The organism is Arthrobacter sp. efr-133-TYG-118, from assembly GCF_030209755.1.
Taxonomy (GTDB): Bacteria; Actinomycetota; Actinomycetes; order Actinomycetales; family Micrococcaceae; genus Arthrobacter.
On record NZ_JARVRH010000022.1, the window covers coordinates 40,357 to 53,352 of the forward strand.

The 12,996-nt window shown below is 61.2% G+C and carries 13 protein-coding genes; 2 read left to right on the top strand and 11 right to left on the bottom strand.

What is annotated here, in order from left to right:
* Window positions 1-32 precede the first annotated feature (32 nt).
* From ftsX to QRN59_RS17225, 10 genes are all read right to left on the bottom strand, one after another.
* Window positions 33-947: a permease-like cell division protein FtsX gene (ftsX, locus tag QRN59_RS17185; protein WP_284983694.1), complete on the bottom strand. Its 915-nt coding sequence runs from the start codon at window positions 945-947 to the stop codon at window positions 33-35.
* Window positions 944-1,708: a cell division ATP-binding protein FtsE gene (gene ftsE, locus QRN59_RS17190; RefSeq protein ID WP_284983695.1), complete on the bottom strand. Its 765-nt coding sequence runs from the start codon at window positions 1,706-1,708 to the stop codon at window positions 944-946. Before ftsE ends, ftsX begins: the two co-directional genes overlap by 4 nt.
* Before the next feature lie 171 nt (window positions 1,709-1,879).
* Window positions 1,880-2,995, bottom strand: coding sequence for a peptide chain release factor 2 (gene prfB / locus QRN59_RS17195; RefSeq protein WP_236811830.1), 1,116 nt, complete (start codon window positions 2,993-2,995; stop codon window positions 1,880-1,882).
* A 66-nt stretch (window positions 2,996-3,061) separates the two neighbouring features.
* Entirely contained in the window at window positions 3,062-3,514 is a 453-nt protein-coding gene (locus QRN59_RS17200) for a pilus assembly protein TadG-related protein (protein WP_284983696.1), read from the bottom strand.
* Between the two features lie 23 nt (window positions 3,515-3,537).
* Window positions 3,538-3,930: a hypothetical protein gene (locus tag QRN59_RS17205; RefSeq protein WP_350225240.1), complete on the bottom strand. Its 393-nt coding sequence runs from the start codon at window positions 3,928-3,930 to the stop codon at window positions 3,538-3,540.
* Between the two features lie 106 nt (window positions 3,931-4,036).
* Window positions 4,037-4,453, bottom strand: a complete 417-nt coding sequence (locus QRN59_RS17210; protein WP_284983698.1) for a TadE family protein — start codon at window positions 4,451-4,453, stop codon at window positions 4,037-4,039.
* Window positions 4,454-4,457: 4 nt separating this feature from the next.
* Window positions 4,458-4,721: a hypothetical protein gene (locus QRN59_RS24565; protein WP_502871073.1), complete on the bottom strand. Its 264-nt coding sequence runs from the start codon at window positions 4,719-4,721 to the stop codon at window positions 4,458-4,460.
* Between the two features lie 128 nt (window positions 4,722-4,849).
* Window positions 4,850-5,779: a type II secretion system F family protein gene (locus tag QRN59_RS17215; protein WP_284983699.1), complete on the bottom strand. Its 930-nt coding sequence runs from the start codon at window positions 5,777-5,779 to the stop codon at window positions 4,850-4,852.
* On the bottom strand, window positions 5,776-6,630 hold the full coding sequence (locus tag QRN59_RS17220) for a type II secretion system F family protein (protein WP_284983700.1): 855 nt from the start codon (window positions 6,628-6,630) through the stop codon (window positions 5,776-5,778). The genes QRN59_RS17215 and QRN59_RS17220 overlap by 4 nt, the downstream gene beginning before the upstream one ends.
* Window positions 6,630-7,853 (bottom strand): TadA family conjugal transfer-associated ATPase, encoded by a 1,224-nt coding sequence (locus QRN59_RS17225; RefSeq protein ID WP_284983701.1) that lies wholly within the window; start codon window positions 7,851-7,853, stop codon window positions 6,630-6,632. Before QRN59_RS17225 ends, QRN59_RS17220 begins: the two co-directional genes overlap by 1 nt.
* 191 nt (window positions 7,854-8,044) lie before the next feature.
* Between QRN59_RS17225 and QRN59_RS17230 the strand changes: the two genes are divergently transcribed.
* On the top strand, window positions 8,045-9,949 hold the full coding sequence (locus QRN59_RS17230; protein ID WP_284983702.1) for an S-layer homology domain-containing protein: 1,905 nt from the start codon (window positions 8,045-8,047) through the stop codon (window positions 9,947-9,949).
* Between the two features lie 237 nt (window positions 9,950-10,186).
* Window positions 10,187-12,745, top strand: a complete 2,559-nt coding sequence (locus QRN59_RS17235; RefSeq protein WP_284983703.1) for a lysozyme — start codon at window positions 10,187-10,189, stop codon at window positions 12,743-12,745.
* On the opposite strand, the gene QRN59_RS17240 is transcribed toward QRN59_RS17235, so the two are convergent.
* Complete coding sequence (locus tag QRN59_RS17240) at window positions 12,735-12,989, bottom strand: hypothetical protein (protein WP_284983704.1); 255 nt, start codon at window positions 12,987-12,989, stop codon at window positions 12,735-12,737. The genes QRN59_RS17235 and QRN59_RS17240 overlap by 11 nt on opposite strands.
* Window positions 12,990-12,996: the final 7 nt, after the last annotated feature.

Below are 12,996 nucleotides of genomic sequence, written 5' to 3' on the forward strand. Positions count from 1 at the left end.
TCCTGTTCGCTGGGGTTCAGTGCTTTTCATGACTACACCTTGAGATATCGACGGAGGGTCAGGAGTGAAGAGATCCCTGCCAGGCCGCCGCCCAACGCTATCAGGACCGGAGCAATCACGAGTACCTGGGCCGAGGAAATGAACGGAGTGTTCAGGAACTGCTTCGACAAGTCTCCATTAAGCCAGAACTGTGCCACTAGCCATAGTGTGCCGGAGGCCAGGACTGCACCCACGACCGCGGCGATGACGCCTTCGAGGATGAACGGCAGTTGAATGACGGTCTTCGACGCTCCAACGAGGCGCATAATGCCGGTCTCCCGCCGCCTGCTAAACGCGGACAACCTGATGGTCGTGGTGATGAGCAGGACCGCGCAGAAGATCATGACTCCCGCGACCACCATTGCCGCCACAGAGGCGCCATTCATCCACTCAAAGATCCGTTCAAGGACCTGGCGTTGATCGCTCACGGTCTCCACCCCGGCCTGGGACGAGAATGTCTCGCTGATGATCTGGTACTTCTGGGGGTCCTTCATGTTGATTCTGAAAGACGAAGGAAGCTGGTCCTGGGTTACCGAATCAACAATCGGAGAGTTGGAGAACTGTTCCTTGAAGTGCTTGAACGCATCCGCCTGCGATTCGAATTGGTAATCGGTGATGTACTGCTTGACTGTCGGCGAATCGAGCATTTTGGCCAGGTTGTCCTGCTGCTCTTTGGTCACCGCACCCGAAGCACATCCCGTCGACGTCGAGGAATCGTTGCAGAGGAAGATGGCGACCTGGACTTTGTCGTACCAGTAACCCTTCATCTGGTTGATCTGCATCTGCAGCATGCCGGCCGCGCCAACAAAGGTGAGGGAGACAAAGGTCACCAGGACGACGGAAATCACCATGGACAGGTTCCGGCGCAGGCCGCTGCCGATCTCGCCCAGGATAAAGGCGAGCCTCACTGCTGGACCCCCTGTGCGCGGTCGATTTCCGCATCGCTCGCGTCCTTCATTCGCCGGGACTCTCCCACCACCGGAATCATCGAGGTGTAGAGGGCCCTTGCCTCATCACGGACCACAACTCCGTTCCGAAGCTCCACCACGCGTTTGCGCATCTCGTTCACAATGTCGTCGTCGTGCGTTGCCATGACCACAGTGGTGCCGTTCTGGTTGATCTTGTCGAGCACGCCCATGATTCCCATCGAGGTAATGGGGTCCAGGTTTCCGGTGGGTTCGTCCGCCAGCAGGATGCCGGGGCGGTTGACGACGGCGCGGGCGATGGCCACGCGCTGCTGCTCACCACCGGACAGCTCGTGGGGCATGCGGCGTTCCTTGCCTTCAAGCCCAACCGTCTTCAGCACCTCCGGAACTGTCTCGCGGATGATGCTGCGGCTCTTGCCGATCACCTGCATGGCGAAGGCCACGTTGGCGAAGACACTCTTCTGCGGCAACAAGCGGAAGTCCTGGAAAACGACGCCGATTCCGCGGCGAAGCTTGGGGACCCGCCAGCTTGAAATGTTGGCTACGTTCTGGCCTGCGACGTAGACAGAACCGGATGTTGCCCGGTCTTCCTTCAGAATGAGCCGTAGGAACGTCGACTTGCCGGAGCCCGAGGCCCCGACGAGGAAGGTGAATTCTCCACGGTCAATCTCAAGGTTGACAGCATCCAGCGCCGGACGGGCATTGGGGTCGTAGACCTTGGTGACATTCTCAAATCGGATCATGACTCTTCAGAACCCCGCCGGACATGCCACGTTCGGCCAGTCCAACCGCCAGCGCACGGGCTTTCGTTGGGGGAAGTTGAGCGCCGGCTCTTCGACTATACGCACGCTCCGCAATGGAATCGCGGGCTTGGAGCGGTGTGTCGCCCAATCAGGCAATCAGCGGGGTGGCCGTTATCCCTCGGCGTTGCGGTTGCCCGTGCGCCAGCGAATGCCGGCGTCGATGAAGTCGTCGATGTCGCCGTCGAACACCGCTGACGTGTTGCCCACTTCGTGTTCAGTCCGCAAGTCCTTGACCATCTGGTACGGATTGAGCACGTACGAACGCATCTGGTCACCCCATGATGCCTTCACGTCACCTGCGAATGCCTTCTTCTCAGCATCTTCCTGCTCCTTTTTCAGGAGGAGGAGCCGCGATTGGAGCACGCGCATTGCGGCTGCGCGGTTCTGCAGCTGGGACTTCTCGTTCTGCATGGAGACGACAATCCCTGAAGGGATATGGGTCAAACGTACTGCGGAGTCCGTCGTGTTGACGGACTGGCCGCCAGGGCCGGAAGAGCGGAAGACATCGACGCGGATCTCGTTGTCCGGAATGTCGATCGAGTCGGTCTGCTCGATGAGCGGGATGACTTCGACGGCGGCAAAGGACGTTTGCCGCCGGCCTTGGTTGTCAAAGGGGCTGATACGGACAAGTCGGTGCGTCCCGGCTTCGACGCTGAGGGTACCGAACGCGTACGGCGCTTTGACCTCGAAAGTGGCTGATTTGAGGCCGGCCTCTTCGGCGTACGAGGTGTCCATGACGGTAGTCGGGTAGCCGTGGCGTTCCGCCCAGCGAAGGTACATGCGCATGAGCATTTCGGCGAAGTCCGCCGCATCAACACCGCCGGCGCCCGCACGAATCGTGACGACCGCTTCGCGTTCGTCGTATTCGCCCGAGAGCAGGGTTACTACTTCAAGTTCCTTGAGGGCCTTGCGGATGGAGTCGAGTTCCGTGGCGGCTTCGACCATGGAGGCGTCGTCGTCCTCGTCCTGGCCGAGCTCGACAAGAACCTCAAGGTCGTCGATACGGCCCGTCAGCCTGTTCAACCGTTCAAGTTCCGACTGCCGGTGGGACAACTTGGACGTAATCACCTGTGCGGCAGCTGGATCGTCCCAGAGGTTCGGTTCACCGGCTCGCTCGCTCAGTTCTGCGATCTCTTCCTTGAGCTTCTCGACATCGGAAACCTGTTCGATGGAGCGGTAGGTGGAGCGAAGCGCGCGGATTTCTGCGGGAAAGTCAATCTGAGCCATGGTTGTTCCAGAGTACGCCATCCGTTGACGGCCTTGGCACGGGGTCTTGACGTGTGACGCTTTGAACTAGCGTGCCAGCCGGGAACGCGCAGTGGAACGGGCCTCGATCGGAACACCGTCGGGAAGCAAAAAACTGACCACAGGCGGATGGGCCACCGCGCTGAGCACCACTTCGGCCGTGGCGCTGTCCGGACTTCCAGTACCCCGTGCGACGGCAAGTTGATCGAACCGTGAATGGGCGCCGTTTTGGCTGAGGTATGACTCGGTGACGCTCCGTACCCGCTCGCTATTGAGGACGGCCCATGGCGTTTCGGCGCCACTGTCCACTTGGCCAAGGGTATAGCTGTCCGCAGCTGCCACCGAAGCTCCGTCCGCCACGGAGAGGAGCTTCTTATGTTCGATGTAGATGGCGGAGGCGGCAGCAACGACCGTTGCCAGCAACAACGCGATCACGACATAACCGATGGTCAAGACCATCAAATGGCCCTCTTCCCCCTCCGATTTCAGGGACCTCTGCATGTCCCTCCTCGCGGGAAGGTCCCTCACCTGAACCGCCCGACGATTTGCGTAGCCGACGCACTCAGATTCGCGGCGTCCAGATTCAGAGTGTCCCCAAAGGGCAGCATGGGCAACGGCACCGTGAGCTTGACCGTCACCGTGACCGCAGCACCCGCCGACAGGCAATCGCCGCGGTCGCACGCGACGTCGACAAATGCCCGCTCCGCGGAATGGCCATAGTCGGCAAGAGTCAGAAGGGCAGCCTGTTCGGCGGCGACACGCCCCTGGGAGGTGTCCTTCTGCATGACGTAGACCTTGGCAGCTTGGTCCGCTGCCCCCACGACGGCGAAGGAACCGCCCTGGATCTGTCCAATAGTGACGATGAAATAGACCACCGGAACCATGAGCAGGAGGGACAAAAGGATGAACTCGACCACAGCGCTTCCCCGCTCAGAGGCACACCGCGGGCCGGTGGATTGCCGGCCCTCAGCGGGTGGCAGGCAGACCGCCTTCCGGAAGCGGGAAAGCGCTGCACGGCCAGGATCAGCCAGGAGTCGCAGCATGCCCCCTCACCTCCAGCGCCGCTCCGGGTCCTATCAGCCCGATGACGGGCAAGGGTGCCCGGACTGTCACTTCCAAGGTGCGGATTCCCTGGAAGCTAGCCTCCGACGTCGAGATATCCCGGGCAAAGTCCGCGTTCAGCGCCGTTCCGATCAGGTCTGCCGTGCGCTCACGTGCATCGGCCGGTGTCCGATCGGCGAGAGTGCCGTAACGGGCTCCGGACGAGGCCGCATCAAGGAGGGTATTGCGTACGTGCATCACCAGGGTCAGTTGAATGACGGCGAGGAAGAACACCGTCAACAGACCGCCGACCAGCACAAAATCCACGACGGCGGAGCCTTGTTCATCGCTGCCACGCACGCCACCGCCATCTTCCGCTCCCCGGCTGCGGAACGGCATGGACTTACTTTCCGACCTTGCTCATGGCCTGGTTGAAGAGTCCCTCAAGAGCCGGGCCGGCCAGCGCCAGGAGGCCCGCCACAAGTGCGGCGGACATCAATGTGATCATGACCCAACCGGGTACGTCGCCCCGCTCGGAATGATCGTCGTCGGGGACCAAACTTTCGTTTGGGGTGGTTCTCAGCGATGGTCCGGACGGCGGGAGAGTCCACAGGTGCCACAGCAAAAGTCCTGAAGCAGGCAGGCTTTGGCGTCCGAGCTTCTTCATTTTTCCCCATTTCATTTTTCACCCATTTCGTTGTGCAGGAATCCGTTGTGGTCCTTGCAGTTTTTTGCTTTGGCATTCAGGCGGATGCCCATGTGATGAATGCGGACAGGCTCTGTGGGAGACCGCCATCAGAAGCCAAGTTCCAGCGCGGCCAAGCCCGGATAGACGGCGAAGATCACGGTGAGTGGAAGGACGCCGAAAACCAGCGGCACCATCATGGCGATTTCCTTGCGGCCCGCCGCTTCCATCAGCTCCCGTTTGGCGGAATCGCGCACATCCGCAGCCTGGGCCCGCAAAACGTCGGCCAAGGGAGTACCGCGTTCGACGGCAACGACAATTCCATCCACGAACCGAACAAGCGGGCCGAGCTCGGTTCGTCCCGAAAACTCGTGCAGGGCTTCGACCAAGGGCGTGCCGGCCCGGGTGGCGGCCAATACCAGGGCAAACTCCTTCGCCAGTTCGCCGCGGGCTGTGCGACACACCCGATCGAGGGCGCCGCTGGCGTTCTCCCCGGCGCCCACCGCGAGGGCCATCAGTTCGGCAAGGCTGGGGAATTCCGCCAGCATCCGCCTTTGCCTTCGTTTGATCCGCACCCCCAGCACGTAGTCGCGGAATAGAAACCCTCCCAGTGCACAAACCAGGACCGAGGCAACTGCGAGCCCCGGACTGAACCGCCCCCCGGTCGCACTCACGACCACCACGACAACCGCTGTGGCAAATCCCGCCGCCGCCCATAGCAACTGCTCCGCGCGGAAGTCCAGCGCGGACTTTCCAGAACCGGCCTTTGCCAGCCTCTTGTTGAGGGACGTGGTACCGAGGTTGAACTTCGCCACATAGCGGAGGGCGTCCCGGAACACCGGCCGCAGAATGCGCTCCAAGGGGCCGAACGGTGCGATGTCCGGGGTTGTGGACAGCAGGCGCGATTCGAGATTCTGGGACCTGAGTTGCGGCTCGATGCGCTCCACGAAGGGAGTGGCCCGCATAAAGGGCATGCGAACAAAGATGAGCCACAATCCGGCTCCCAACAGAAGTCCGCAGAACACGGTCAGGGCAGTCATCGAAGCACCCTTTCATCTTCAGGAAGGGCGGCGATGCGCAGCATGACCCAGTAACAGAAACCCGAGACCAGCAATCCGCCTCCAAGAACGCTGACTCCGGCCGCCGAGTTGTACGCGGCAACCGCTTCCGGCCTGCTGGCCAGCAGCATCAGGACGATCCAGGGGGCGGCAACGGCCAGGCGCGCCCCATTGATGGTCCATGATTGTCGTGCCTCGAGTTCACTGCGGGTCCTCGCGCTCTCACGAAGGAACTCGGCAAGAGTTCCCAAAAGGCGACCGAGATCGGATCCGCCCACATCGCGGGTCAGTCTAAGCGCCTCAATGATCCGGTCGGCAACGGGATCGGCCAAGCGGTCCTTTAACTTGCTCAACGCCGCATCGAAATGGCCACCGGAACGGTAATCCGCACCAAACTCCCGGAAGAGGGATCGCAGCTCTTCAGGGCCCTTGTCCCCGAGCTGGACAAGTGCCTCGGGCAACGAGAGTCCCGCGCGGATTGCCGAGCGCAAATGGTCGACCACATCGGGCCAGAGCTCCCGGAGCATGGCGGTCCGCTTGCGCGCACGCCAGCTCACAATTGCCAAGGGAAGCCACGCACCGAACAGGCCGAAGCACGCTGCGATCGAAAAGGACGCCGTCACGATGTAGATCACCAGAGTGGTGAAAAGACCCAATCCGAGGCACGACGCGATGAATCCCCCGCCGCTCACTTTTTCGATCCCGGCCGTGAGCAACAAAGACTCAAGGCGTTTCTGTTTGGGCTCCTTGCCGGCAAATGGGTGTTGTTCCCATGCCGACCACCAGATGAGGAAAACCCCCAGCCCGCAGAGAACGCCCAGCAGCGGCGCCATCAGGAGCGCTCCAGGAGCGCGGCGACGTCAAAACCTGCCCGGGTGAATTTCTCGGCGGCCGGCATGGAATTCGAAGTGGCTTGGAGTTTGCCGTCCGGCATCGCGAATACCTTGGACGACTCAATGATGCCGTTCTCCACGCGGCGCCCGAGCGAAAGGATCTCGGTGACTTGCCGGCGTCCGTCCGCGTGGCGGCTGCAATGGACCACGAGGTCGATGCAGGATGCCACGGTTGGAACGACGAACGCACTCGAGATGTTGCCGCCAGCCAGCAGCGGCAGGGTGCAAATCTTGGTCACGGCGTCATGGGCAGAGTTCGCATGGACGGTACACATACCGGGAAGGCCGGAATTCAACGCAATAAGCATGTCCAGGCTTTCGGCTTCCCGGACTTCGCCGACCACGAGACGATCCGGCCGCATGCGAAGAGCCTCTTTGACGAGTCGGCGTAAGGGAATTTCCCCGTGACCCTCGAGGTTTGGCTGGCGGCACTGGAGGCCAACGACGTCTCGCAGCGGGAAATGGAGTTCAAAGATCTCTTCGACGGTGATGACCCGCTCCCGGGAGCCGATGTTGGCCGCCAGGCAGTTGAGCATTGTGGTCTTTCCTGCCTGGGTGGCTCCTGAGACGAGAATGTTCAATCCGCTGGCCACCGCGGCTCCCAGGAATCTGGCCGACTCGGGCGTCAACGTTCCCAGCTCAACCAGATGCTCGAGCCGGGTCGCCTTGACCACGAATTTGCGGATATTCACGGCCCAATGGCGGCGGGTGACGTCAGGAATGACGACGTGGAGCCGAGAGCCATCGGGGAGGGCCGCGTCCACAAAGGGTGAGGACAGGTCCAGCCTGCGCCCGGAACTCTTAAGCATCCGCTCAACGAGGTCGCGAACCTGCTGCTCGGTGAGGCTGATCGAGGTAAGTTCGGATTCGCCATTCCGGGCAACGTAGACCTCGTTGGGCGCGTTGAGCCAGACCTCTTCGATGGTGGGGTCATCCAGGAGTGGCTGGAGCTGCCCGAAGCCAGCAACGGCGTCGAACACGTACTTGCGTGCTGTTTCCAAATGTCCCAAAGGAGGCAAGGGGCCCAGAAGCGCCCGCTCGTCGTAGTCATTTACGGCGGCCTCGACGAGCCGGTGAACTTCGACTGCTTGACTCAAAGGATCCAGTCCACGCCGACGAATCAGCTCGCGGACTTCATCCTCGACGATGCGCAAAGCCTCCATGTTCCCCCCAATGCAGCATGCGCCCAGGCGCTGCGGAAACCTTCAACAAGGTCAAGGCTAGGGGAGGTTACAACATGGGACCAAGTCATTTTGGCGGACCTGTGGATAATTGTCTTATCTGCAAGTCACACCAGAAACATGTGAATCTCTGGCCACTCCAGACCCCAAATATCCGGGCAAAGAAGGATCTCATGCCGAAAACACCGCGCGGATATCCCCGCGGCCGCTGGTTCAGCAGGCCCCGCTTGGTGACCGGTGCCGCGGTGCTGATGCTACTGTCCTGGATTGTCACGCCTGCGCAAGCAGAAGAAGGTTCAACCGATCCCCTTCCTGGAACATCGTCGGCATCGGTCTCGCCCCCTCAGCCCACGCCGGCTGCCCAGGCCATGGCACGGTTGAAGGGTCACCGCCATTCGAAGGTATGCGGGGGCGCACCCCCAGGCTATGCATCGTGCCATGCGGAAATCGACGATGAAGTCGCAGGTCCCCTGGCCGCCGGGCAGCTTCTCCCTGCCGGGTACGGGCCCGCGGACCTGCAGTCCGCCTACAGGCTGCCCTCACTCACCGCCGGCATCGGCAGAACCGTAGCGGTAGTCGATCCGTACGATGCACCGACTGTCGAGGCGGATTTGGCTGTCTACCGGACGAGGTACGGGCAGACGCCCTGTTCCTCGGCCTCAGGGTGCTTCCGGAAAGTGGACCAGGACGGCGGAAGCTCCCTGCCGCCCGTCAACGCGGCCTGGGCGCAGGAAACGTCCCTCGATGTCCAAATGGTCTCGGCGGCCTGCCCCAACTGCAGCATCCTGCTCGTCGAGGCCAGGTCGAATTCCCTCACCGATCTGGGCACCGCGGTCAATACCGCGGTCAATCTAGGTGCCAATGCTGTGTCGATGAGCTTCGGCGGCCCCGAGGTCGGCGGGGTCACACGGTTCGACGGCGCTTACTTCAATCACCCAGGGATCCCCCTCGTGGCCAGCTCCGGCGACAACGGCTACACGAACGCCACCGCCCCGCCTACGGTGAACTATCCTGCGTCCTCCCCCAACGTCGTCGCGGTTGGCGGCACCACCCTGACACTCGACACAAGCAAAGTCCGGGGGTGGACCGAACGCGCTTGGGGAGGCGCGGCATCCGGGGCACCTGGACCTGGCAGCGGCTGCTCCGCCTACGAGCCCAAGCCGGCCTGGCAGCATGACACCGGCTGTCCCAACCGCACCGTCGCTGACGTCGCCTCAGTCGCAGACCCGAGCACCGGCGTCGCCGTCTACGACAGCACCCCGAGCAACGGGATGAGCGGGTGGATGGTCTTTGGCGGAACCAGCGCTGCGGCCCCCGTCATTGCAGCCACGTACGCCCTCGCCGGCCCTACGCCTGCGGGAATCTCCCCTGCCCAGCTTGCCTACAGCTCACCCTGGGCGCTGAATGATCTTGCCAACGGTGCGAACGGCACGTGCGCAGTGCCCTATCTGTGCACCGCCGGCTACGGATACGACGGTCCGACCGGGCTCGGGACCGCGCAAGGACTGACAGCATTCACTCCCTCGAGCCCGCCTTCGTTCACCGATATCCCCGCCAGCTACCCCTTCTACGTAGAAGTGACGTGGATGGCCTACAACGGCATCACCACGGGCTACCCCGACGGTACGTTCCGCCCCGTCCAACCCGTCACACGCGAGGCAATGGCCGCTTTCCTCTATCGTCTCAAGGGGAGCCCCACCTACATTCCCCCGGTCATCTCTCCGTTCAGGGACATCGGGCCACTTTCATCGTTCTACAAAGAAATCACCTGGCTGGCCTCCACCGGCATCACCACCGGATACCCCGACGGCACCTACCGTCCCTTGGATCCTGTCAATCGCGACGCCATGGCTGCATTCCTCTACCGACTTGCCGGGAAACCCTCATATACTCCGCCCGGCGCCTCACCGTTCACCGATCTCACACCAGCGAGCCCGTTCTACCTCGAAATCACCTGGCTGGCCTCCACCGGCATCACCACCGGATACGCCGACGGCACCTACCGGCCGCTGAACCCGGTCAACCGCGACGCCATGGCTGCGTTCATGTACCGCTACAACGCCAAAATCGGACGCTGAGGACTGCAGCCAGGTGCAGCTGAATGTGGCGCCAAAGTTGGCGTAGCCGTTGGATAACTGTTCAACCACAAGTCACACCAGCAACACATAAAACTCTGGCCACTTCTGCCACCGAATGCTATGGTGTCCCGGTTAGGAGCTGGCTTTATGGTGCGCTGCAGAGGTGTTCGTTATTGGAGCTGCAGGCGAAGCTTTCACCATGTGCCCTCACAGAGCGGTACCTTGCCGGAATTGAAAATGAAACGAACCACCGCTGTAAAGGCATCTCGATTCCCTGTCGCGCGTGTTGGCGTCGCACTGGGAATCGCGCTCGGCTTGACTCTCACCGTGGCCGGGGCCACCCCGTCGGAAAGCGCGATACCCGCTGCTTCAGAACAGGCGCAGGCTGCGAAAGCGGGAACACCCGCGAGCACGAAACCGGGCCTATCTCCGACGGTTCCTGGCGGCTCCCCTGCTTCTGAAGAGTCTGCACCAGCTAATGCGCTGGGTCCGTTGACCGTTCCCACCGCAGAGACCACGGCGCCAGTCACCACGCCAGCGCCTGTCCCGATGCCAGCGATGCCCGGCAGCGCTCCCATCGTCGGCGACGCGATGAAGCGCGCCATGCTCCAGGCGATTCCGAGCGGTGGAGCCGAAATGGGCCAGCGGTCACCGCGGGTCTTGGCCAACAAAAACCTTCCGTTGAGCGCGGCTCCCACCGGATCGCGCGCAGTGGCAGGGACGCTCGCCATGGCACTTGACACCGGACACTGGTCTCCTTCGATAGGTGTAGCCGGGCAGGATGTCAGCGCGTATCAAGGAAACGTCGACTGGGCGTCCCAGTGGAACCAAGGTTCACGTTTCGCCTATGTGAAGGCCTCGGAGGGCAACTACTACGTCAACGGGAACTTCTCTCAGCAATACGACGGTTCACGCAATGTCGGCATGATTCGTGGTGCGTACCACTTTGCCATTCCGAACTGGTCTTCGGGGGCCGACCAGGCGAGGTACTTCGTCGCAAATGGTGGAGCGTGGAGCCCGGACGGCTACACACTCCCGCCGGTTCTGGACATCGAATACAACCCCTATGAAGGCCAAACGATAGGCGGCTTCTACTTCGGCGACGTATGCTATGGCATGTCGGGTGCGCAGATGAGCAGTTGGATCGCGGATTTTGGTAACACCGTACAAGCTCTGACCGGCCGGTACCCCGTTATTTACAGCACTACCGATTGGTGGGCTCGATGCACGGGAAACTCGGCTTCCTTCAGTGCATACCCACTGTGGATTGCTTCCTACCCCTCTTCCCCAGGCAATTCGCCGGGTGTTTTGCCGGCCAGCTGGAACCAATTCAGCATGTGGCAATACAGCAGCACCGGCCCGTTTCAAGGGGATTCGAACGTGTGGAACGGCTCATACGCGTCGCTCTCCGTCTTTGCCGGCACGATACCGCAGGGTTCTTTCGATTCGGCAGCAGTGGAACGAACGGATACTACCGTTTCAATCAGGGTCAAGGGCTGGGCTGCGGACACGGCACTTCCCCAAAATACGACAGAAGTACATGCCTACGTCACGGATCCGAATAATGTCCAGACCCTTTACAAGATCCCGGCCACCGCGTATCGCCCGGATGTAAACCAAGCCCTTGGACTTGGCGACTACCACGGATTTGACCAGCAAATTCCGGTGACTGTGTCAGGCAACTACAAAATTTGCGTTTATGCGATCGGTAAATTTATCAATCCTGGAATTGGGTGCAAAACTCTCACCGTCCAAGGCGCGGAGCCTCCTCTGGGTTCGTTCGACGAAGCAGTCGAACTCCGAGCTCCGAGTAGCGACTCCATCAAGGTCCGCGGCTGGGCTGTCGATATGAACAACACCGCCAGCACGGCCGAAGCCCAGGTCACCTTGTATGGACCCGACGGAAGTAGCACGCTCTACAAGATTCCGGCGAATTCCTACCGGCCGGATATCAACAAGGTGCTATCGGTTGGTGACAACCATGGATTCCAAACGCAAATGAATATCACCAAAGCGGGGAACTACCGGCTGTGTGCGTCTGCCGTCGGTCAGTATCTTCGTGCAAATCTCGGTTGCAAATCCATCACCATCGCGTCCGCCAGCTCCCCTGTCGGGACGCTGGACGCCGCACAAGTGAAAAAGATCCCCACACAGGCAACGATTGAGGCTCGCGGCTGGGCGGTCGATTTTGGTGACTCGAATGCGCAAATCGCGGTGCACATCTACGTGCAGTCCCCCGACGGAACAACTTCGATTTATCAATTCAACGCAAACCAACCGCGGACTGATGTCAACCGAGTTCTCGGAATATCCGGAAATCACGGATATGAAGCGAGCATCCCAATAAGCAAGCCCGGCAAGTATCGCGTGTGCGCCTACGGAATTGCCCTTAGTCCTGTGTCGGCTGGCAATTCGTTACTCGGATGCAGCGCTGTCGATGCCGGTATCAGTGCGAGCCCTATCGGATATCTGGACTCGATCAAGATCACGTCGTCAAGCGGGCAAACCTCCCTTGTCGGGAGCGGCTGGGCGCTCGACCCCGACATGCCGGCAACATCGATCGGCGTACATGTCTATGTAACGTATCCGGACGGAACGAGGACGAACTATCCCGTGACAGCCGATCTCCAGCGTCCAGATGTCAATCAGGCTCTATCGGTCGTCGGCAATCATGGCTTCACCGCGGCGATTCCTATCACGCAACGAGGCCGCTATACCGTCTGCGCCTTTGGAATCGCGGTCTCCCCGTTCACCACAGGCAATTCGCTATTGGGCTGCCAAGGGCTTACTTACTGATATTCTTCCTGCTTCTCATCCGCCCGCCCGCATCCCAGGAGATGCTGCGGGTGGCGGGGGCGCCGGCGGCCGGGGTGATGGACTGGAGCCGGTGCAGGCGGGCTGCTTGGTGGCGGCGCCGGGATCGCCTGCTCCAGGACTTCAGGGTGCAGCCGAGCACGGACATCTCCGGGATCGAGCAGGACGAGAATGCGGGCACGAGGACCTTGTCAACGGGGTTCCCGGCCCCTCTCCGGAAGACCATGGTAACG

Coding starts and splice junctions, on each gene's coding strand:
- ftsE (WP_284983695.1), bottom strand. CDS start 1,708: ATGATCCGATTTGAGAATGTCACCAAGGTCTACGACCCCAATGCCCGT.
- prfB (WP_236811830.1), bottom strand. CDS start 2,995: ATGGCTCAGATTGACTTTCCCGCAGAAATCCGCGCGCTTCGCTCCACC.
- QRN59_RS17200 (WP_284983696.1), bottom strand. CDS start 3,514: ATGCAGAGGTCCCTGAAATCGGAGGGGGAAGAGGGCCATTTGATGGTC.
- QRN59_RS17210 (WP_284983698.1), bottom strand. CDS start 4,453: ATGCCGTTCCGCAGCCGGGGAGCGGAAGATGGCGGTGGCGTGCGTGGC.
- QRN59_RS24565 (WP_502871073.1), bottom strand. CDS start 4,721: ATGAAGAAGCTCGGACGCCAAAGCCTGCCTGCTTCAGGACTTTTGCTG.
- QRN59_RS17215 (WP_284983699.1), bottom strand. CDS start 5,779: ATGACTGCCCTGACCGTGTTCTGCGGACTTCTGTTGGGAGCCGGATTG.
- QRN59_RS17220 (WP_284983700.1), bottom strand. CDS start 6,630: ATGGCGCCGCTGCTGGGCGTTCTCTGCGGGCTGGGGGTTTTCCTCATC.
- QRN59_RS17225 (WP_284983701.1), bottom strand. CDS start 7,853: ATGGAGGCTTTGCGCATCGTCGAGGATGAAGTCCGCGAGCTGATTCGT.
- QRN59_RS17230 (WP_284983702.1), top strand. CDS start 8,045: ATGCCGAAAACACCGCGCGGATATCCCCGCGGCCGCTGGTTCAGCAGG.
- QRN59_RS17235 (WP_284983703.1), top strand. CDS start 10,187: ATGAAACGAACCACCGCTGTAAAGGCATCTCGATTCCCTGTCGCGCGT.
- QRN59_RS17240 (WP_284983704.1), bottom strand. CDS start 12,989: ATGGTCTTCCGGAGAGGGGCCGGGAACCCCGTTGACAAGGTCCTCGTG.